Annotated in this window: 15 protein-coding genes; 12 read left to right on the top strand and 3 right to left on the bottom strand. The window is 47.0% G+C overall.

The features are described 5' to 3' along the window. Positions 1 to 101 precede the first annotated feature (101 nt). Positions 102 to 1,706, bottom strand: a complete 1,605-nt coding sequence (locus tag AC50X8_RS17515) for a response regulator (RefSeq protein ID WP_494861885.1) — start codon at positions 1,704 to 1,706, stop codon at positions 102 to 104. Continuing rightward, on the bottom strand, positions 1,699 to 3,504 hold the full coding sequence (locus AC50X8_RS17520; protein ID WP_494861883.1) for a sensor histidine kinase: 1,806 nt from the start codon (positions 3,502 to 3,504) through the stop codon (positions 1,699 to 1,701). Before AC50X8_RS17520 ends, AC50X8_RS17515 begins: the two co-directional genes overlap by 8 nt. A gap of 189 nt (positions 3,505 to 3,693) precedes the next feature. Between AC50X8_RS17520 and AC50X8_RS17525 the strand changes: the two genes are divergently transcribed. From AC50X8_RS17525 to AC50X8_RS17575, 11 genes are all read left to right on the top strand, one after another. Next, on the top strand, positions 3,694 to 4,647 hold the full coding sequence (locus tag AC50X8_RS17525; protein WP_494880633.1) for a carbohydrate ABC transporter permease: 954 nt from the start codon (positions 3,694 to 3,696) through the stop codon (positions 4,645 to 4,647). Between the two features lie 13 nt (positions 4,648 to 4,660). Further along, positions 4,661 to 5,491, top strand: a complete 831-nt coding sequence (locus tag AC50X8_RS17530) for a carbohydrate ABC transporter permease (RefSeq protein WP_046229276.1) — start codon at positions 4,661 to 4,663, stop codon at positions 5,489 to 5,491. A gap of 27 nt (positions 5,492 to 5,518) precedes the next feature. Further along, entirely contained in the window at positions 5,519 to 6,871 is a 1,353-nt protein-coding gene (locus AC50X8_RS17535; RefSeq protein ID WP_494880635.1) for an ABC transporter substrate-binding protein, read from the top strand. A 68-nt stretch (positions 6,872 to 6,939) separates the two neighbouring features. Beyond that, positions 6,940 to 8,739 (top strand): beta-glucuronidase, encoded by a 1,800-nt coding sequence (gene uidA / locus AC50X8_RS17540; protein ID WP_494880637.1) that lies wholly within the window; start codon positions 6,940 to 6,942, stop codon positions 8,737 to 8,739. Between the two features lie 500 nt (positions 8,740 to 9,239). Further along, positions 9,240 to 10,943 (top strand): sensor histidine kinase, encoded by a 1,704-nt coding sequence (locus AC50X8_RS17545; RefSeq protein WP_494880639.1) that lies wholly within the window; start codon positions 9,240 to 9,242, stop codon positions 10,941 to 10,943. Positions 10,944 to 10,973: 30 nt separating this feature from the next. Beyond that, entirely contained in the window at positions 10,974 to 12,608 is a 1,635-nt protein-coding gene (locus tag AC50X8_RS17550; RefSeq protein WP_056041767.1) for a response regulator transcription factor, read from the top strand. Positions 12,609 to 12,802: 194 nt separating this feature from the next. After that, positions 12,803 to 13,672, top strand: coding sequence for an ABC transporter permease (locus AC50X8_RS17555; protein WP_143088637.1), 870 nt, complete (start codon positions 12,803 to 12,805; stop codon positions 13,670 to 13,672). Positions 13,673 to 13,708: 36 nt separating this feature from the next. Beyond that, positions 13,709 to 14,593: a carbohydrate ABC transporter permease gene (locus AC50X8_RS17560; RefSeq protein WP_155973508.1), complete on the top strand. Its 885-nt coding sequence runs from the start codon at positions 13,709 to 13,711 to the stop codon at positions 14,591 to 14,593. 79 nt (positions 14,594 to 14,672) lie between these two features. Beyond that, positions 14,673 to 16,190 carry an ABC transporter substrate-binding protein gene (locus AC50X8_RS17565; protein ID WP_494861872.1) on the top strand — a complete coding sequence of 506 codons (1,518 nt, stop codon included), beginning with the start codon at positions 14,673 to 14,675 and terminating at the stop codon, positions 16,188 to 16,190. A gap of 27 nt (positions 16,191 to 16,217) precedes the next feature. Then, positions 16,218 to 17,138, top strand: coding sequence for a nucleoside hydrolase (locus AC50X8_RS17570; RefSeq protein ID WP_056041763.1), 921 nt, complete (start codon positions 16,218 to 16,220; stop codon positions 17,136 to 17,138). A 249-nt stretch (positions 17,139 to 17,387) separates the two neighbouring features. After that, positions 17,388 to 19,019, top strand: coding sequence for a hypothetical protein (locus tag AC50X8_RS17575; protein WP_494880641.1), 1,632 nt, complete (start codon positions 17,388 to 17,390; stop codon positions 19,017 to 19,019). A gap of 2 nt (positions 19,020 to 19,021) precedes the next feature. On the opposite strand, the gene AC50X8_RS17580 is transcribed toward AC50X8_RS17575, so the two are convergent. Then, complete coding sequence (locus AC50X8_RS17580) at positions 19,022 to 19,411, bottom strand: VOC family protein (protein WP_494880643.1); 390 nt, start codon at positions 19,409 to 19,411, stop codon at positions 19,022 to 19,024. Between the two features lie 297 nt (positions 19,412 to 19,708). Here AC50X8_RS17580 and AC50X8_RS17585 point away from each other — a divergent pair, with 297 nt between their 5' ends. Continuing rightward, complete coding sequence (locus tag AC50X8_RS17585) at positions 19,709 to 21,874, top strand: HAD-IIIC family phosphatase (protein ID WP_494862313.1); 2,166 nt, start codon at positions 19,709 to 19,711, stop codon at positions 21,872 to 21,874. The last annotated feature ends 5 nt before the right edge of the window (positions 21,875 to 21,879 follow it).

Raw genomic sequence — 21,879 nt, forward strand, 5'->3', positions numbered from 1 at the left:
TTTTATGGTAGAATCTGCTGTTTAAATAATCTTATTAGAATCCAGCTCGCATATGAGCTGGATTCTATATTTAATGGGGGTATTTTTTAAGTTGTATGTGCTCACATTGATTTACGATACTCGTTTGGAGACATGCCGGAGGCGTTGCGGAACAGCTTAATAAAGTAACTGGTATGCTCGTAGCCTAGCTGCTCCGCAATTTCTACCACGGTCATGTCGGACTGATTCAATAGCTCTTTCGCTTTCTCCATCTTCGTCCGCGTGACGAATTCGACGAAGGTTTCCCCGGTTTCCTGCTTGAAAATACGACTGAAGTGCGACGGATTCAGATTCAACCGATGGGCCATCTCATCCATTGCGATTTTCTCTCCAATATGGGTTTGAATGTAGCGCTGGGCTTCCGCGATCTCCCTCCGTACCGTATGGTCGCGCAGCATCTGAATATCGGTAGCTTTCTCTTCGAGAAAGTTCTGAAGCCATTCCAAAAGATGATTCAGCGTTTCGATAGAAGCGATTTGCTGCTGCTGCAGCTCACTGTTGAAGTTGATCACGAAGTTTTGCATCACCGTATATTTGAGCTCTAGCTCCAATGCCATTTTTAGTACCCAGCTTTTCACAGATTCGACTGGATAAACACGATCTTGAATGAATGCTCCCCATCGCTTCACCGTAGATTGGATGAGCGCCCTTTCTCCCCCAAGCATGCTGTCCTTCAGCTCCTGAAAGGCCTTGGCATAATGCAGGAACAAATCTTCTTTCGTCGTTTGGAGCGGCCGCAGCTCCGCAAAGACGAGCTCTCCTGCATAGAAACGGAACATCTTCACATTCATCAAATCTTGTAATTGCTTCTTCAATTGCAGGAAATCCCGAGCCACATCACCACGATAGAATGATATCCCAATACTGAGATGTCGGTACACTAATTGTTGAACACGCTTCAGCTCGGAGCGGATGTCCTCATGAAGATTACGTTTCAATGTGGCCGGGAAAGGAAACAGAAGGAAGTATTGGCGTTCGTTCGGTACAAGCAAGATAACACCTTCGTATTGAACCAATTCCTGCAAGGCGTTGTCGATGACGAATTGCATATTCATGGCTCCGCCAAACCGGCTTGCGAGCTCGAAGGAGCGCTCCGGCAGCACCGCAACAGGCAGGTATGGCATGCCATCACGGAGGTGGATGCCCATCCTCTCTGCTTCGTCGTTCCACTCCGCTTCGTTCCATATCGGCTGCTCCAGCAGCTTGCGAATAAATCGGGTATGAATGGCGGACAGATTTTGCTGCACGACGTTCTGCAGCTGGAGACGGTTGTTCTCGGCTTGTTTCTCTTCGGCTAACGTGCAAGCAAGCTGCTGCAGAACCGTAACGACATGCTCCATGCGAAGGCTTTCCTTCAGGATATAATCGTTGACGTTAAGCTTAACGGCTCTTTGGGCATATTGAAAATCCTCGTGACAGGATAAAATAATGGTCTTCAAACGAGGATTTGCCTCGCGAGCCTTCTCGATGAGATCAAGACCATCCATCACGGGCATACCGATATCCGTAATAAGAATGTCCGGCTGTTGGTTCTGGCAGGCTTCCCATGCTTCACCTCCATTGGAGCAGAGCGCGGAAAGCTCAAATCCAAGCTTGGACCAAGGAATGATATTGCTTAAATAATCAAGCACGGGGTAATGGTCGTCTGCAATAACAACTTTAAACATGGTGTTCACCTACCTCTACAGATTCGGCTGGCTCAGCAGCAGGGAATATTAATACGACTGTCGTCTGTTCGCCGTACACGCTATGAATGTTCATCTCAAAACGGTCACTATAAATCAACTTCAACCTGCTGTACACATTAAATAATCCAATTCCTGAGGCGGCTGTACGCTCCTCCGCCATCATCCTCTCAATTACGTCCCGCTTCTGAACATTGAATCGATCTTTCAAAGTCTGAAGCGTCTCTGGTGTCATGCCCAGACCATTATCTGCGATTGTGATACGCAGCATATGAGCATCCGTGGCTACCTTAATCGTGATGATACCGCCGCTCTGCGTAAATCCATGCTTATAAGCATTTTCGATGATTGGCTGCAAAATAAATCTAGGCACCGTTATGGTTAACGGGTCTGGCTGAATGTCTAGGTGGCACTCGGTCGGGAATCTCATTGTAAATTTCATTAAATCAATATACTGCATCGTCGTTTCAATCTCGGCATACAGCGTTACGAATTCATTTTGCCTCATCAAGCTTGCCCGCAGCAGCGAGGCTAAGGAGCCGACCGCATGAGCGGTGTCTTCATCATGCTTTAACAATAATTTCAAGCGTATGGAGCTTAGGACATTGAACAAAAAGTGCGGATGTACTTGCGCCTGGAGCATCGCCATTTCCGCTTGCCTCTTCAATTGTTGTTCGATCTCAACTTGCTGGAGCATTTGCTGAATCCGATCCAGCATCATGTCGAATGAGCGTCCGAGCCGCCCAATCTCGTCACGGCCGCGAATATTGGAGCGGTATTGCAAATCCCCGGATTCCACCTTCTTGGCCGCCTCGCCCAGCAATCGAACCGGTTTCGTGAATCTACCCAATAGATAGGTCAAAGCAAATAAGAAAAAGATGGCAAACAGCGATTGAAGCAATAAGGCGGACTGATAGAAGGTATTTAATTTACCGGTAAGCTGCTCGTAAGGAGCTAGACTTACCAGTCTCCAGTCCGCATAACGGAGTGGAAGCGAGAGATGAATTTGATTCTCTCCTCGCAGGTGAATAAAGCTTGGTGAAGAGCTTGTCTCCTCGTTCATGATCGTGTGGAATGGCTGACCAATTACGTCGGCGTTTCGATTGGATAGAATGATATTTTCGTCACTCAGCAGGTAAACATCCTCTTCCAAGCCAGCGAACAGATCTCGAATGGAGTCTTCCGTTCGACTGACAATCAAATAAGCGAAGGGGGCTTGATCAACAGCCTCCGTCAATGCCCGAGCCGTCAAATAAACATATCCTTGATCTTGATCCAGCGGCGGCAAGTAGTTCCGCAATCCACCCAAAAACAACGTCTCGTATGCCGTCAGTCGGGATGCCTTGGCGAACCAGTCCTGCTGAGTAAATTGCTGTGGCTCGAAATCGTAAAAGGAATAATCGGAATAAGCGCGGCCATCCCTTGTCAGCAGCGTAAGCCGTAAATCAGGCTTCTCTCCCGCAATCTGCTCTAGCCGGGTCGTTAGTTGTCTAGCAGCAATCGGATGATCCTGGGCTTCCTCCAGCAAGGTTTTAATCTCGGGATCGAATTGGACGAAATTTGAGATAGACACAAGCTCCTCCATAATTGCATTGGCTTGAGATTGTACAATGGCAAGGGATTGCGTTGCTTTCTCAAGCGTGTGCTCTCGAATAATTAACTTGGAGTAGTAGCTGCTAATATACAGCATAGCTACCGTAGGCAATACCAGACAGGCAATAGATGTCAGAATCAGCTTTTGCCGCAAGGATAAATGTTTTAGCTTAAATATAACACGCATGATGTTGTGCCACCCCTCGTTGCCATTCTTCTTTATAAAGCCATACTACAGCATGCTGATGAACGATTCATTCAACATTTTTTGCAATGAGGGAAAAAATATCGCAAAACTTTTTTGCTATAGAAAAAATCGTTGCATGTTTGCATGGAACGCGGCACCTATAATGAGGAAGACATAGAGGACAGTGAGGTGGCAAATTTGGAGCAGACAACGAGAAATGGTTTGGATCAGGGGGCGAAAACAGGCAAGGCTCTCCGAATCCGCAAGCAAGGGTTTTACGACATGATTAATGGTTATCTATTTATTTTGCCAATGCTGTTGTTGACTTTGACGCTGGTCGTTATCCCGATCATTTTGTCAGGGTTGATAAGTTTTACCGAGTGGAACTTCATTGCAGGGCTTGATGGGCTAAATTTTATCGGATTTGAGAATTATAATAATTTGCTGCATGATGAAGGGTTCCATCGAGCGCTTCGGAACAATGTCATCATGATCGCGGTTGTTCCCGTATCGATGCTTTTCGCGCTGGTGCTCGCGGCTTTGATTAACCAAGCAACCTACTTTAAAGATTTCTTCAAAGTCATCTACTTTATGCCTTTCATTTCAAGTTTCGTGGCAATCGCTTTATTATGGCGAGTCTTGTTCCATCCCAACAGCGGACCAATTAACGGATTTTTGCGGGGGATAGGCATTGAGAATCCGCCGCTTTGGCTGGCGGACCCGCAATTCGCACTGATTGCAGTCATGATTATTATGGTTTGGACTTCGCTTGGTTTTAATATGGTCATTTATTTGGCAGGCTTGCAGGGAATTCCAAAGGATATTTATGAGGCGGCCGATGTAGATGGAGCTTCTCCTCTGAGGCAGTTTTTCACTATTACCTTGCCCATGCTTTCTCCGACAACCTTCTTTTTGCTTATTACAGGTGTGGTTGGCTCGTTTAAGGTTTTCGATCTCATTATGGTGTTGACCAGCGGCGGCCCTGCCGGCTCTACATCGGTCATCGTTTATTACCTTTACGAAGCGGCGTTTGTTAACCTGCAATCCGGCTATGCGTCTGCGATGGGGATCGTGCTGCTGCTGCTGATCTTATTCGTGACACTTATCCAATGGGTGGGTCAGAAGAAATGGGTAAATTACTAGGGGGAATACACATATGCAATCCGTCAGCGCGAGCCGTCTGATCGTCACGGCTCTAATGGGAATCGTCGGGATATTTTTTATCCTGCCATTCATTTGGATGTTATCGGCCTCGTTCAAGCCTGAATTGGAGGTTATGACATACCCCATACAATGGATTCCGAAAACATGGTACATGATAGAAAACTACACACAAGTCTGGTCAGGTGCTGTTCCATTCACTCTTTATTACTTGAATAGCATTAAAGTGACACTGATGGCTACCGCATTGTCGTTAATCATTTCGGCTATGGCCGCTTATGGATTTTCCAAGGTGATCTTCAAAGGCCGGGAAGCTATGTTTATCTTAGTGCTGGCTACTTACATGATTCCTTCTCAGGCCATCCTTGTTCCGCAATTTATGATGTTTCGCTGGCTTGGTCTATTCGATAGCCATTTCGGTCTTGTATTGCTTGCAGCATCGGGAGTATTAGGCACGTTCTTGCTGCGCCAGTTCTTCATGAGCGTCCATAATGAGATTATCGAATCTGCGCGAATCGACGGCGCGAATCATTGGATTATTTTCTTCCGGATCGGGCTGCCGTTAGTCAAGCCGGCGCTTGCGACTTATATGATTCTGCGTTTCATTTGGACATGGAACGATTATCAGAATCCACTTATTTTCCTGCGCTCTGAAGCCTTGTTCACGCTTCAGCTGGGGATTCGGAAGTTTGCCGATTTTAATGGAGAGTTTTATTCGCTTATGATGGCGGGAGCCGTTTCTGCGATCTTGCCACTGTTGATCATCTTCATTGTAGGCCAGAAACAAGTGATTGAAGGCGTGGCCTCGGGAAGTGTCAAAGGATAGAAAACTATTATTCAAGGGGGAATTTCGATGTTAAAGAAAAAATGGATTCAGGCGACTGTCGTTTCGGTTTTGGTTGCGCTTGCAACATCAGCATGCTCGGGGGCAGGCGGCAATAGTACGGCGGAGGAGACGGGAAGCAAGGGCTCTTCAGACGGGGCAGTCACCATTAAATTGCATACTTGGTATCCGAAGAAAGCTGATAATTGGGATATCGTAATCGAGGAGTTCGAGAAGAAACATCCTGGGATCAAGGTGGAGTTCAACTCCGCAGAAGACAACAACTCGAATGAATATTATAAAAAGCTGGATTTAGCCGCGGCTTCTGGCGACGATCTGGATGTTATTATGTTTAGTAACATGGCATTTCTCAGCCAGCGCGCCGAGCTCGGCTTGTTAGAGCCAGTTGATACGTATATAGAGAAGGAAGGTTTCTCTCTGGCGGACGAGTACTCCACGGACACACGAATCAAAGATGTAACCTATGGCTTGCCAGGCAAGCTTTCTACACCTATGGTTTTCATCAATGAGAGCCGACTCCAGCAAGCGGGACTGGAGCTTCCGAAGGAATGGACCTGGGACCAGTATATGGAGTATGCCAAGGCGATGACGACGACGGCAAACGGCAAAACGCAATACGGCACCTATTTCCACAGCTGGATTCAATTCGGTTATTTCATTCAGAATATGGGGCAATCGACTACCGGAGCTAATCTCACGACGGACGATGGCTTGAAAGCAAACATCGATACTCCTGCAATAAGGAAATCGTTGGAAGTTCGCCTGCAAGGGGAACGAGAAGGCTCGGCGACGCCTTACTCAGAAATTGTGAGCCAGAAGCTAAATTACCGTCCACAATACTTCAACCAGGACACGAGCATGATTACGATGGCATCTTTCTTGGTGCCGGAAGCAGGGGGAACGGAGCAAGTACCTGCAACGTTCAAAACCGTGTTCGCACCACTTCCAACGATGAACGCAGGGGATCCGCTCACAGGCAACGTCAGCGGCGACGTATTTGGCGTATACAGCAAGTCCAAGCATAAAGAAGCTGCTTACACCTTTATCCGCTGGTTCACAACGGAAGGAATCGTCCTGCAGGGCAAGAACTTCCCATCGTGGAAAAAGGCCGATCTGAACAAGGTTGTAGATAACATTATTGCTGGCACGAAAACGCCTGAAAAAATCGATAAGGAATCCTTGATGTACGTTCTCGAAAACACGAAGCAGGCCACCCCAGCTGTCGCTGTTCCTTACCATGCGGAGTTAGAAAAGGTGTTCCTGGAGGAATTCGACAAAATGATGTTATCCGGCGTCGACATTGATACGACGATTCGCAATACACAAGAAAAGGTTCAGAAAATTATTGATTCCAAGCAGTAAAAAGTTCTGTGCAGCGCGGATGGGTATTCGCGCTGCACATCTATTATCCATTATGAGGAGTGATAAGGATGCTATACCCTATTAATACGTCTTCTCGCAGCGTTATCGATTTGTCCGGCATTTGGAATTTCAAAACAGATCCCGGAATCGGTTTACTGGAAGGATGGCAGATGCAGTCGCTAAGCGACACGATTGCGATGGCTGTTCCGTCTTCCTATAACGATATCGGCGTGAACGCCGAAATACGAAATCATGTAGGATGGGTTTGGTACGAACGGGATATCATTATTCCAAAGACGCTGGCCTCGCAGCGAATCGTTCTTCGATTCAGCTCGGCCACCCATGAAGCGAAGGTGTATATCAATGGAACGCTGGCCGTAGAGCATACGGGCGGCTTTACACCGTTCGAAGTGGAACTGAACGGTCATCTGTTGCCGCATAAAAATAGGCTGACAGTTGCCGTCAATAATATTTTGGACGAATCGACGCTGCCCGTGGGACATTTCGTGGAGCGCGATATTGAAGGAGTGGGCAAAGTCGCTCGGAATAATCCCAATTTCGATTTCTTTAACTATGCGGGGCTGCATCGTCCTGTGAAAATTTACACGACACCTCAAAGCTATATACAAGATGTACAGATTATATCAAGCGTCAAGGATGACGGTTCCGCGGAAGTGAGCTGCAAGATTGACAGCACCGGAGAGTCCGACGTGCGTATCTATATCCTAGATGAAGCGGGAAGCATCGTTGCCCAAGGAGAAGGGGAGCAAGGGAGCTTCTTGCTGGCGGATGCTAAGCTTTGGGAGCCTATGAATGCTTATTTGTACACGTTAAAGGTGGAGCTAGTTCAAGGAGGAGAAATCATCGATGAGTATGATCAACCCTTTGGCATCCGGACTGTGGAAGTGGCGGGCGGCAAATTCCTAATCAATGGCAAACCGTTCTACTTCAAGGGCTTCGGCAAACACGAGGATTCGCCGATTCATGGACGTGGCATTAACGAGGCGGCCAATGTCATGGATTTTCGATTGATGAAGTGGATGGGTGCCAATTCGTTCCGTACATCCCATTATCCATATTCGGAAGAAATCATGAGACTGGCTGACAGGGAAGGATTCGTCGTTATCGACGAGGTGGCTGCCGTCGGTCTGCATTTGAATTTCATTCCAACGCTGACGGGTGGGAAGCGACGGGACACGTGGAAAGAGCTGAGAACCTATGAAGCGCATCGGGAAGCCATTCGCGAGCTGATAGCGAGAGACAAGAACCATGCATGCGTTGTGATGTGGTCCATCGCCAATGAGCCTGCGACTTCCGAGGAAGGGGCGCGCGAGTATTTCGAGCCGCTGCTCCGATATGCGAAGGAATGCGACCCGCAAGGACGTCCCGTCACAGTGGTGACGCTTCAGGAAGGGAGCCCGGAGCATTGCAAGGTATCGGATCTGGTTGATGTTCTCTGCTTGAATCGGTATTACGGCTGGTACGTTGAAGGCGGGGAATGGGAGATTGCTAAATCGAGACTCCGCCAGGAGCTCCAAGGCTGGAAGAAGCGCTGCCCAGAGAAGCCAATCATCATGACGGAATATGGCGCGGATACGATCGCAGGCTTCCATGATGTTGATCCCGTCATGTTTACCGAGGAATTTCAGACCGAATTTTTACGGGCAAATCATGAGATTTTCGACGAGTGCAGCAATTTTGTCGGCGAGCATGTATGGAACTTTGCCGATTTCAGCACCAGTCAGGGCATCTTCCGCGTTCAAGGGAATAAAAAAGGCATATTTACGCGTGACCGCAAACCAAAATTAGCGGCGCATGAGCTGAAGAAACGGTGGGAAGCCATTCCAGACTATTATTATAAGAGCTAAATTGCTTATGTACGACGACGATGAGTAGTGTCATTAATGAACCCTACACCTGAAGCAATCAGGCCAGCCCGGTTTTGGCATCAGCAACCAAGACCGGGCTGGCCTGATTGCTTTTCTTGTTATGCATTTATGACAGGAAATTCCGTGTTCAAATTTGAGATTTTTGTGATAGACTTCACCTTAAAGTTGCTCCTCTCTCTGAGCGATGTTGTTTTAGCCAAACACCATTTCTCAAAGATAGGGGCGCTTTCTCTTTTTCACATAGCTGCTTGCATCATTCGTTTCATTCTATTCCGGTAGGAAGTCCGGTTCTAGTCCGATTTTCATAATGTTTAGGTCGTCATAACAAAAGCGTTATGAAGGATTTGGGGGTACAATTAGGATAGGCGACTGCTGCAGCTTTGAAAGAGACTGAATATTTCGCTACGAAAACTACGAGTTAATCAGCTTGAAGGGACAGATGCCTGATGCGTGCATATCTAAATTCGCTGCGGTTTAAAATGTTTGCCAGTATCCTCTTTATGATCGTTCCGCTTGTAATCGTCATTATTGTGAATAGCATTTATTCAGTGGGGGTTGTCCGTAATCAGGTCGCCCAATCGAACAAAAATCTGCTCAGTCTGTATATGAATGAAATCGACCGCAATTTGAATGAAGTGGATGAGTATTTGTTCGATTTTACGGAAAATGATACCGATCTGATCGGATTTCAATTGCCGAGACAAAATAACGAAACGACCTATATGATGAGCAAATTGCGACTGTTCAATACGATTATGACAGATATTAGCGTACATCGTTCAATCGATCTCTTTTTTGTTTATTCGATAACAAACGGTGAGCTTATTATGACCCAGCAGTTCGGCTCATCGTTTGAAGAACGGGACGCAACCAAACAGGAAATTATGCAGATGCTGCAGGGGGAGCCGGGGGCCTACAGCGGTCCTGACTGGCATGTGTGGGAAGGACGTAACCATAATTATGCGCTGCTGCGTCTTATACGCAGCGGGGGGGTGTATGTCGGGGCGTGGGTTAACAGCAATAAGCTGATGGTGCCTTTAAATCTGATCGATCTCGGCGAAGCGGGAGCCGCACTGCTGACGACGGGCGAACTCAAGCCAATGAGCCAAAGCGAGATGATCGAGAGGGAAGGCATTGAACTGGCAAGCTCCTCAGAAGCGTATACGATAACGGGCAAGGAGAGATCATTTTTAATGATGGATGAATCGTCGGACAAAGGCGATTTTAAACTTATGGCGCTTGTGCCGGATGATGTTATTCAGCAAAAGCTTCCTTTTCTACAGAGGGTATCCTCATTCATAACGGCGGGTGCTGTCGTTTTTTTTGTCGTATTTTTATTTTTTATACGCTATGTGTTTCTTAAGCCGATGAAGCAGTTGGTCGTGGCGATGAGGAAGACGAGAGACGGTCATTGGGGTACAAGACTGCATCAGAGCAGTACGTCCACCGAATTTGAAATCGTTAATGAAACTTTCAATCGTATGATTGCGGAAATTCGCGAACTGAAGATCGATGTATATGAAGAAAAATTAAACCATCAGAAGTCGGAGCTTCAATTGCTTCAATTGCAAATTAATCCGCACTTTTTTTTGAACTCGTTAAACATTGTTTACAATTTGGCAACGGTCAAGGATTACAAGCTGATTCAGGAAATGTCGAAGTGTCTGGTCGTCTACTTCCGTTACATGTTTCGAACGAACCGATATGTCGTACCGTTAAAAGAAGAGCTGCTGCATACTGCCAATTATTTGCGTATCCAGCAGCTTCGGTTTCCTGACTCGCTGAGCAGCAGCATCGAAATGAAGGACGAAGTGAAGGAGGTTGAAATTCCGCCTCTTGTCATTCAGACAATCGTTGAAAATACCATTAAACATGCGGTTGATATCGATCAGCCAATTACAATTGAGGTTGTTGCAGCGCTGCTGGAGTCGGATAACGGGAACCGTATTGTAATCACGATAAAAGACAACGGCTCCGGTTTTCCCGAAGAAGTGCTGAGTAGTCTGCATGCCGATGAGGAAAAAATAAGCGAAGAGGGCGAGCATGTCGGCATTTGGAATATTAAGCGCAGGCTGAGGCTGCTCTATCAATCGGACGCAGCGATAACCTTCGAGAACAATCAGAGCGGCGGCGGGGCTATCGTAACGATGTCGCTGCCAATGCCCGCTGCTGGACATTCATGATCATACTACATCCAGAAGGTGGGGGCTTATATGTTTACCGTATTAATTGTAGATGATGAGGTTCATGCGATCCGAGGGCTGGAGGTAGGCGTCCGCTGGAAATCCTTGAAGGTTCAACATGTGCATACCGCGCTAAGCCTGAAGCAGGCTCAGCAAATTTATTTGAATGAGCCGATTCATTTAATGGTGTGCGATATCGAAATGCCTAAAGGGACAGGCATCGAATTGCTGGAATGGGTAAGGGAGCATGATCCAAAGGTAGAGACGATTTTTTTGACATCGCATTCCGATTTCTCTTATGCGCAGAAAGCGATCAAGCTGGGCAGCTTCGAGTATTTGCTTAAACCGGTTGATTATGAAGAACTGGAGCAAGTAATCCGTAAAGCGTTAGCTAAAATCGAAAAAACACAGGAGCTTCTAATGTATGAAAGCGATTACAAGCATTATGCTCAGCTTTGGGAATCACAAAAGCCGTTGATGAAAGAGCGTTTTTGGCAGGAGCTCATCAAGCAAAGCATAGGCTCTTCCCCGGAAAGAATCTCCGAATATGCTGCGAGCAGCAAGCTGCCTAATCTGGTGAGGTCTAAATATTTGCCGATCTTAATTCGCGTCCAAAAATGGTATAAACCGCTCAGTCAGCGGGATGAGCAGATTATGGAGTATGCGCTGCGAAATGCAGCGAATGAGCAAATTTTGAAAAATGAAGCCGGGTCCGCCGTCATATCCGTTCCTAATGGTGGGCTGCTTGTGCTGCTTGAAGCATCAACAGATAGGATGGATACAGCGATGCTGGACGATTGCATCAGCTATGTGCGCGGCTGCAGCCAATACTTTAGCTGTGATTTAAACTGTTACATCGGTCAGCCTGTGTATGCTACTGAAATGGTGACAAGCTATTACAATCTTATTCAAATGGACCGTGACAATGTGACGCATGCCAATCAAACCTTTTTGTTTCGCCATTACAAGAAGTCTAAAGTGGGAACCCTGCAGCCGCCTTCCATGAGTTCGTGGGAAGAGTGGATGAAAATGGGAGCCAAGGATAAGTTGACGGAGGCTGTCGCTTGTTATTTGGATGATTTGAGGGACAGGAAGTACGGCGTCGACGCTCAGGCCTTGCAGCTGTTTTATCAAAATTTTCTGCAGATGATGTTTTTTGTGCTGCAAGTGAAGGGATTACAGGCCAATGATGTGTTCGCGAAAAGTCTGCTTACAGACAAGCCGCAAGAGGTGCTCCGCTCCGTGTCGTCACTCAAGGAATGGATCCTTTATCTCATTGACGTGTCGATGAGCCAAATTCACGCCACTCAAAAAAGCCTTTCAGTGGTCGACCGCGTGAAGGCCTATATTCAAGAGCATATAGGCGAGCAAAATCTGACCCGGGAAGAGGTAGCGGGCTGCGTATATTTGAACCCTGATTATTTGAATCGGGTATTCAAGAAGGAAACGGGCATGTCCATTTCGGATTATGTACAATTACAACGCATTGCATATGCAAAAGCACTGTTAGCATTGCCAGATTACACCGTTAGTGATATTGCCCTGCAGTCAGGCTATTCCAATCTATCTTATTTTTCCACTCTGTTTAAAAAAATGACAGGTATGAATCCAGGCGATTACCGCAAGCAAGCCCAGTCGAAAGAGGTCGAGATTTCGAAACTGTAAAGTCCGGATAGTGGTTATTGCCTATGTTCCGTACACCCTACAATAGAGCTACAAGATAGAATACAACAACGAAATGAGGGAAGGCGATGGAAACACCGCAAATCGCACAGGCTGTTCGTGCAGGAGAGCGGAAAGAAAGCGGGCGGCTGAATTTTATTTTGAGAAAATTAAAGCGTTACCGCGCACTGTTCCTGATGATCATTCCGGGCATGATTTATTTGATTATCAATAACTATCTGCCCATGTTTGGAGTTGTCATAGCGTTTAAGGACATTAATTATGCCAAAGGAATTCTTGGGAGCGATTGGATCGGGTTTAAGAACTTTGAATATTTGTTTGAAACGAAGGACGCCTGGATTATTACGCGCAACACGATTTTGTACAATGGCGCATTTATCGTCATTAATACGGTGTTGGCTATCGCGGTAGCGATTTTATTAAATGAAGTAAAGAAGAAGCTTGCGTCGCGCTTCTATCAAAGTGCCATTTTGCTGCCGTATTTAATCTCAATGGTCGTTGTCGGCTATCTCGGATTGTCGCTGCTCAATGTAGAGAGCGGTTTCATCAATAAACAACTGCTGCCGCTGCTCGGTATGGATCCGATAGCTTGGTATACAGAGGCTAAATATTGGCCGTATATTCTCGCAATTGTTAATATTTGGAAAAATGTAGGGTATTTATGCATCATTTATTTAGCTTCTATTATTGGCATTGATCACGAATATTATGAAGCAGCGACGATTGACGGCGCAAACAAATGGCATCAAATCCGCAGCATTACCGTTCCGCTCATCATGCCTACCATTACCATTATGACACTGCTTGCGATCGGACGTATTTTTTACTCTGACTTCGGGCTGTTCTATCAGGTTCCGCTTAATTCAGGTCCTCTTCAGCCAACGACAGATGTTATAGACACATACGTATACCGAGGACTCATGACTTTGGGAGATATCGGAATGTCGTCGGCTGCGGGCTTGTACCAATCGCTTGTCGGTTTTGTGCTCGTATTGGCCGCTAATTACGCTGTGAGCCGCAAGAACAGAGATCAGGCGCTATTTTAGAATAAGAAAAAGGTTCTTGTTAGGAGAGGTAACTTCATGAAGACGAACCATATGAATCAATATGCTGTACATGCCATCCTTATTTTGCTGACAGCTGCTTGTGTATTTCCGTTTCTGCTGTTAATCACATCATCACTGACACAGGAGCAGGCGATTGTGAGGGATGGATACAGCCTGCTGCCTAAGGCATGGAGCATCGAGGCTTACGAGTATTTGTGGAATAAATCCACGTCGCTGGTTAAGGCTTACGGCATAACGGTAACGATTACAATTATCGGGACAACCGTGGGGCTGCTCATTTCAGCGCTGCTGGCGTATCCGCTGTCGCGGGGAGATATGCCGCTGAGGGGGACGCTGTCCTTTATCGTATTTTTCACGCTGCTGTTCAACGGGGGGCTGGTGCCGACATATCTCGTGTTTACCGAGGTATTCGACATGAAAAATACACTGCTTGCGCTGATCATACCTGGCCTGCTTACAAACGGCTTCTTCATTCTGCTGATCCGCTCGTTTTTCAGCACCTCAATCCCGGTTCCCATTATCGAATCGGCCTATATTGACGGGGCAACGGAGTTTAAAATTTTTTACCAGATCGTGATACCGCTTTCTTTACCGATTTTGGCCACTATCGGTCTCATGCTGACGATTGGCTATTGGAACGACTGGTTCAACGGCTTGATCTATGTGACGGAGCCTGAATTATACAGTATCCAAAATTTATTGAACCGGATGCTGAGTAATATCCAATTTCTACAGCAAACCAACATTGGGGGCAACAACAGCACGGCTGCGGCGGGACTTCCTATGAATTCCGTGCGGATGGCGATGGCAGTTGCAGGAATATTGCCCATTTTGTGTGTGTATCCTTTTTTCCAAAAGTATTTCGTTAAAGGCCTTACCATTGGAGCTGTTAAAGGTTAGTTAGAGGCAGCCAAGCTCGGATCTCGCAGGTCCGATTGGTATAGATTTATGATCATCAGCACACAGGGGGAAATCGAAGATGAAGAAGAAAACAACGACACTGCTTTTATCGATTATGCTTGTACTAAGCCTGCTTCTTGCAGCCTGCGGCAGTTCGGAAAATGGAGGCAACGCTTCGCCTGGCGGATCTGGAAGTGAAGCTGGAGCCGGCGATAGCGAAGCCGTGGAACTGACGATGGCCTTTATTAATCTCGGCACGATGTCGGATGTTGCGGCGGTGCAGGAGGAGATAAACAAAATTACCAAGTCCAAAATTAATGCGACTGTGAAGCTGATGCCAATTGATATTGCAGCATGGAACCAGCAGGTCAATCTTCTTCTGGCAGGCAACGAGCCTCTGGACCTGCTTGTTACTTCCTCTTTTTTTAATTACAGCTCTCAGGTTGCCAAAGGACAGCTGCTGCCGCTTGACGAGCTTCTTGAGAAGTATGCGCCGGAAATTAAAAATACGATGCCTTCGGAAATTTACAATGGTACGAAAATCGGCGGAAGTATTTATGGCGTGTCGAGCATACGCGACGTGGGCGCAGATTATGGCATGGTCATGCGTAAGGATTTGATTGACAAGCACGGCATTGATCTTTCGGGAGTCAAGACTTTTGAGGATCTTGGTACAGTATTCCAGACGATTAAGGATAAGGAACCGGGCATTGTGCCTCTCGTTCAAAGCACGCAAACAGGCACGGTTGCTTATCAAATGTATACACCGCAGATCGATCCGCTTGGAGACAGCCTTGGCGTGATTTTGCTGGACAGTAATGATCTGAAAGTCGTAAATCTGCTGGAAACAGACATTTTCAAAAATAAGGTCACTCTTGCACGCAAGTGGTATGAAGCCGGCTATATTATGCAGGACGTAGCAACGACGCAGGAGCAGGGCTCAAGTCTCGTAAAAGCAGGCAAAGCGCTTGGTTATTTTAATAATATGAAGCCAGGCTTTGAGGCACAGGAATCCAAGACTACCGGTTATGAAATGACCAGTGTCCATCTGTCTGAGCCTGTGATCCAATCGAATGGAGCAAGCGGCTTTATGATGTCGGTTCCCCGCAACAGCGAAAACCCGGAACGCGCTATGCAGCTTCTTAACCTGCTTTATTCGGATGCCGAAGTGATGAACTTGCTGGCGAACGGCATTGAAGGCAAGCACTATGTGAAGAATGAGGACGGAACGATCAAGCTTCCAGAAGGCGTGAAGGAAACGACATATCAGTTCAACCAATGGGAAGTGGGCAACAATTTTTTAACATATGTGTGGGAAGGTACGGATAAGGATATTTGGGAGCAGACGAAAAAATTCAACGAGTCCGCGAAGGTATCTCCGGCACTCGGTTTCTCCTTCGATGCGACGCCGGTAAAAACGGAGGTGGCGGCGGCGACTAACGTGGTCAATCAATACAAGGTCGGGCTGGAATCCGGCTCGCTGGATCCTGCACTCATTGAGGAGTATAACGAGAAGTTGAAGGCGGCTGGGCTGGATAAGATTATTGCTGAGAAACAAAAGCAGCTTGATGAATGGGCGGCTGCTAACGGCAAATAAAAAGTTGAAAAACGGAGGTGGCGGAGTATGAAATTGCCGTTTGATGTACCGGAGTCCAAGAAAATCAGGCTAATCATTAATACCGACGCGAAAAATGAAGCTGATGATCAATTTGCCATTGTCCATGCCTTGCTGACTCCTCGTTTCAGGATAAAAGGTATTATAGCTGCCCAATTTGAAAAAACGGCTTCGATGATGAACCGGAAGGACACGATGCAGCAAAGCTATGACGAGATCGAGAAGGTGCTCTCGATTATGGGATTGCAAGAGGAGGTCCCTTACTATAAGGGGGCGGTCAGCGCATTGGAGAACGAAGAAACGCCCGTCCCTTCCGAGGGGGCTGCTGCGATTGTGCATGAAGCCATGAAGGAGGATTCCTCTCCGCTGTATGTCGTATTCCTTGGACCGCTTACAGATATGGCGTCAGCATTGCTTATGGAACCGCGCATCTCGGATAGGCTGACAGTTGTCTGGATTGGCGGCGGGCACTGGCCGCTCGGTGGCTGGGAGTATAACTTGTTTAACGATATTGCTGCCGCTAATGTGGTGTTCCAATCATCAGTGGAGCTGTGGCAGGTGCCGCACACCGTTTATACGACGATGAGGGTAAGTATTGCGGAGATGATGTACAAGGTTAAGCCGTACGGTGAAATCGGGCAATATTTGTTCCAGCAGCTGATCGACTTCAACAATTGGGCAGCAGAAGCGTTCAAGGACTCCCCGTGGCCCAAAGGTGAAATGTGGTCGCTCGGCGACTCACCTGCCATAAGCCTGCTTCTGGATGAGCACGAATACGGGTATGAAATGAAGCCTGCTCCGAGAATAACCGAGGATATGTACTATGTGCATGATCAGAAGGAAAGAATGATCCGTGTCTATCATTTTGTGGATGTCCGCTTTACTCTGGAAGATATGTTCGCTAAGCTCGCATTGACGTATGGCAGCTAGAAGCTAGATTAAGGGTCCGTAGCTTGTTTGTTTTTGAGCCCCCGCGCACCGATTGGATCGCTGCGCGGGGGTTCTTTGTCATGAAGCTGCGAGGGAAGCGGCTTTTCCGCGTTTTAATCTATCACAGAATCTGGTAAATTTATGGTATATTAGCTATGAACCTGCAAAAAAGCTGTTTTTGACCATAGAGAGAATCATAGTGGAGATCGAAGCTTTTATACCGGAAATCCAAGAGGATGGTGTGTATTGGTGGAAAAGAGTACGAGGGATCAGCAGCGATTGAACACGGTCATAACATTTGCAGACAATGTGCTTAAGGAGGGAAGGGGCCGCAGCGGATGGGAGGCTAGCCCGTTGTTCGCTGACGGAATCGATGTTAGGACAAAGGAGCCCGTCACATGGCGATTTCCCGGAGGGCGCGAGGTGGTCATGTCCAATTTGGCGAGCCAGCAAAACCTGTTTCGTACCTTTGTGGGGCTTTCGAGGCTTACAGGCGATGAGCAGTATGAAAATGCCGCTAAATTAGCAATCAAATTTCACTTTGACCATCTTCAAAGTGAGTGTGGCCTGCTGCAATGGGGCGGGCATCGGCTGATTGATCTGAAAACGCTGCAGGTTGCCGGGGCAGAGGAAAAAAACGGTATGGTGCATGAACTGAAAAACCATTTTCCGTATTATGAACTCATGTACGAGGTTGACCCTGCAGCTACCGTCAAATACATTAGAGCGTTATGGAATGCACATGTTTTCAACTGGAGCACCCTTGAGATTAGCAGACACGGCAGCTTCGGCTTGAAAAGCAGCAGGCTGTGGGCACACGAATTCCGGGATGCGGAGCCGTTCTCAGAGGTTAGCGGGCTGTCCTTTCTGAACGCGGGAAATGATCTGATATATGCGGCAGGAATGCTGTACAAGCTGGCGGGCGAGAAAGGCGCTCTGTTATGGCTGAAAAGGCTTGCCCGCCAGTATAACAAGGCTAGAAATGCGGATACAGGCTTAGGTGCGTATCAGTTCAACAAAGCGAGAAAAGTGTATCATACGAATGACGACAGCAATACACATTCCCGTTTCGGGGACAGGGCTGGGCGGCAATTCGGTCCCGAGTTTGGAGACGCAGCGCTGGAAGGCAAAATGCTTTTGGAAGCGCAAGCCTCTACCGTCTATTATGAAAATACGATGATGCAGCTTCAGCTTGCAAGTGGGCTGGGGGAAGTAGTGAAGGAGCTGGCGCAATGGTCAAGGCAAGGGCTCGGCGCTTTTTTGAAATACGGCTACGTTCCTGAAAGGAATGCGTTTAAGCCGATGCTCACGGACGGTACGGATTTATCGGGATATGCCCTTAAACGGGACGGCTATTATGGAGATAAAGGCGCCATCATCGGCCAGTTTCCCGCTACTAGCAAATTTTTGCTTTCCTGCGTGAGGACATTTATCCAAACGGGCGACGAAAGCCTATGGGAAGCGGCAAGAAGCATCGCCAAAGGGAATGGACTTGGAGATATGGGCAGTGAACCTGAAGTGGATGCCGCTCTGGATTTTTCGACAGAGTGCGACGATCCAAGAGCTCTTTATGCGATGCTTGATGTTTATTCAACATTCGGACATTCGCAATACTTGGAGATGGCTAGAAAAATAGGAGACAATATCATAGAGAAACAATTTCATTTCGGCTATTTTGTCCCTGCCAGACACAGCAAGTATGCGAATTTTGATACAGCCGAACCGCTCGCCCTTCTAGCGCTGCAGGCTGCAATTGAGGGAAAGCAGCACGGTGTCCCAGCATTCATAGACGGTAAAGGATTTTTTCATGCCAATATGGAAGCTGACGATGGCTCCGTAAAAACGTGGAAGTCCCCTCAGCTGTACAAGGAAACGATCTGAGCCTATTCCTCGACCAATTCTATAATGCCCATATTATTTTTGAACAGGAATACGACTCTCTTATTGCCGATAGCCGGAGCTGCCAAAGCCTCGGCTATGACGAGATAGCCCAGCTTCTTCAGTTGCTCGGTCTTCTCCAAGAGGTTCGCCGTTTCATAACAGAAATGGTAGGGTGTGCTGCCAACCTTTTTCAAAATATTTTTAACCGGAGAATTGTCATTCAGCGGACAGACCAGCTCTACCAAATAGGTGCCATTTTTAATAAATTGAATTAAAATATTCCGTTGATCGTCATGGCATTTTTCGCCGTCCACCTCGTACCCTAGCGCGATAAACTCCTGTAAAGCTTTATCTAAATCCTCTACGACATACCCTATATGATGTACTTTCATATAACTCAACTCCTATTAAAGTTTAGCTGCTCTATTCCACACATTTAATCACATGCAACGGCTTATAAGCTCATCGCCCACTTCACAAATATAATATAATCCTCTGCTGTCAAATAAACAAGATAATTGACATCCTCGACAAAAAAAGGGAATTCGTTGACAATGATTCGACGATAGACTACGATAAAATTGACTTTGTTGTAAAAATTTATAAACTCCCAGATGTAGCGGCTTAAAGCTAGAGAAGGCTGTAAAAATGCTATCCTAAATCTAAGCAAGGGGAGAAGTTTCGTGAATATGATCAGTCGTGATTTAAATCTCGTATTTTCGGCAACGTTTACCGCAGAACCAGTCAGAAGGTCACTCGTTTTTTGGTTGGACAAGCTCGGAATAAACGCTGCAATTCAATATGAGAATCAGGTTTTCAAGCAGCTGCTCGATCCTTATAGCGCTATGCGCCAAAACAACGGGATCAACGTCATTCTCATTCGTTTTGATGATTGGTTCAGGGTGGAGGACGGCTTGGAAACGGAGATCAGGAAGGATGCTTTAATACAATCCAAGCTTGACCGTAACATCGTTGATCTGTTGAATGCATTGAAAACATCAGTAGAGAGCACATCAGCCATTCATATTGTGTGTATTTGCCCTCCTTCGCCATTGATGGAATGGAGCTCCGAGACGGCTTGCGATTATAAGGAAATAGAGGACCGACTATATCAAGGGCTTCAAGGACTGAACGGCATTTTACCAGTGGCTTCTTCTGACATTTTGGATCTCTATCCCGTAGCGGATTATTATGATTTTCATTCGGATAAAATGGGACATATTCCATACAAACAAATTTTCTTTGATGCGTTAGGTACGGTCATTGCCAGAAAAATCTATTCGGCTGTGAGCCTGCCATATAAAGTGATCGTGCTGGATTGCGACCAGACGCTGTGGAAGGGCATTTGCGGTGAAGACGGCGTTGAAGGAATAGCGGTGGACCCGTATCGGAAGCAGCTGCAGGCATTTATGCTGGAGCAGCAGCGCTTAGGGATGCTTCTATGTCTTTGCAGCAAAAATAATGAAAGCGATGTCATAGAGGCGTTGAACCGGCCTGATATGCTGATCAAGCCCGAACACATCGCGGCTTCGAGAATCAACTGGGAGCGCAAATCGGATAATTTGGAAGCATTGGCTAAAGAGCTGAATTTGGGTCTCGACAGCTTCATCTTTATCGACGATAACCCTGTCGAATGTATGGAGGTTAAAGCACGTTGTCCCCAAGTTCTGACATTATGCTTGCCTGAAAAGGACGAGGACATTCCGCTTTACTTAAGCAACATTTGGGCATTTGACCGTATAAACACGACTGCGGCAGACCAAAGCCGTACGGAACAGGTTAAACAAAATACGGAGCGGAATAAGTTCCAGCAGGAAATGCTGTCCTACGAAGCTTTTATAAGCGGGTTGGAGCTGAACGTAAGTATTGCTCCTTTGGTTGATGAGGAGCTGGCAAGAGCCGCTCAATTGACTCAAAGGGTGAATCAATTTAATTTTACTACGGTCAGGCATTCGGAAGCCGAGCTCAGAAAACGATGCAGCGAAGACAATGTAAGCTGCTTCACGGTAACGGCAAGTGATAGATTTGGAGACTATGGAATGGTCGGCTTGGCCGTTTGCCGCGAGCAGGGTTCAAAGCTTAGGGTGGACAGCTTCCTTCTTAGCTGCAGAGCTCTAGGCAAAGGTATAGAATATACGATGCTTGCTAGACTTGGCGAATGGGCGGCGGACAATGGTCTGGGTGAAGTAGAGGTCGTTTTTGTTCCAACCTCCAAAAACCAGCCAGCTGGTCAGTTTTTAAGCTTAATCGGAGAACAGGACGTCACGGCTTCGACTGATCACAAAGTATATGCGTTCACGGCGGCCTTTGCCAGAACCATAAACTTTGCCTCCTACCTGGAAAAAGCCGACCACTACCGCGAGGAGGTACATGCAGCTGCGGAACAAACGGCGAGCGGGGCGGATACGGCTATTTTAGATGTGCTGGATGATATTGGGCGGCACTTGAATACTTCTAGAAGCATCCACGCCAAAGTAGAGGCGGCCTCGCAGGGCAAGACTGGCGAACGGGCAGAATACGTAGCTCCAAGAAATGAATTTGAGCAAAGAATATTAACCATTTGGGAAGATGTTTTAGTCATTGAGCAAATCGGAGTAATGGATAATTTGTTTGAGGTTGGCGGCGAATCGATCAAAGCGATTCAGATTTTGTCCCGAATTCGGGAGGAATTTGAAGTGGATTTGCCGATGACGGTGCTGTTCGAAGGTTCGCTTACGATTGCCGGACTTGCCGAGGCGGTGGAAACGAGCTTGCTCAGCAGCTTTGATGAGGACGCAATTGCTGAACAATTAGCGGCCTTGGAAAACCTGACGGAAGAAGAAATCGAGCTGCTGCTTCGGGAAGAGAGCGAGTGAGGCAA

The organism is Paenibacillus sp. JT22N15 (assembly GCF_059383755.1).

Coding starts and splice junctions, on each gene's coding strand:
- AC50X8_RS17515 (WP_494861885.1), bottom strand. CDS start 1,706: ATGTTTAAAGTTGTTATTGCAGACGACCATTACCCCGTGCTTGATTAT.
- AC50X8_RS17520 (WP_494861883.1), bottom strand. CDS start 3,504: ATGCGTGTTATATTTAAGCTAAAACATTTATCCTTGCGGCAAAAGCTG.
- AC50X8_RS17530 (WP_046229276.1), top strand. CDS start 4,661: ATGCAATCCGTCAGCGCGAGCCGTCTGATCGTCACGGCTCTAATGGGA.
- AC50X8_RS17535 (WP_494880635.1), top strand. CDS start 5,519: ATGTTAAAGAAAAAATGGATTCAGGCGACTGTCGTTTCGGTTTTGGTT.
- uidA (WP_494880637.1), top strand. CDS start 6,940: ATGCTATACCCTATTAATACGTCTTCTCGCAGCGTTATCGATTTGTCC.
- AC50X8_RS17545 (WP_494880639.1), top strand. CDS start 9,240: ATGTTTGCCAGTATCCTCTTTATGATCGTTCCGCTTGTAATCGTCATT.
- AC50X8_RS17550 (WP_056041767.1), top strand. CDS start 10,974: ATGTTTACCGTATTAATTGTAGATGATGAGGTTCATGCGATCCGAGGG.
- AC50X8_RS17555 (WP_143088637.1), top strand. CDS start 12,803: ATGATCATTCCGGGCATGATTTATTTGATTATCAATAACTATCTGCCC.
- AC50X8_RS17560 (WP_155973508.1), top strand. CDS start 13,709: ATGAAGACGAACCATATGAATCAATATGCTGTACATGCCATCCTTATT.
- AC50X8_RS17565 (WP_494861872.1), top strand. CDS start 14,673: ATGAAGAAGAAAACAACGACACTGCTTTTATCGATTATGCTTGTACTA.
- AC50X8_RS17570 (WP_056041763.1), top strand. CDS start 16,218: ATGAAATTGCCGTTTGATGTACCGGAGTCCAAGAAAATCAGGCTAATC.
- AC50X8_RS17580 (WP_494880643.1), bottom strand. CDS start 19,411: ATGAAAGTACATCATATAGGGTATGTCGTAGAGGATTTAGATAAAGCT.
- AC50X8_RS17585 (WP_494862313.1), top strand. CDS start 19,709: ATGATCAGTCGTGATTTAAATCTCGTATTTTCGGCAACGTTTACCGCA.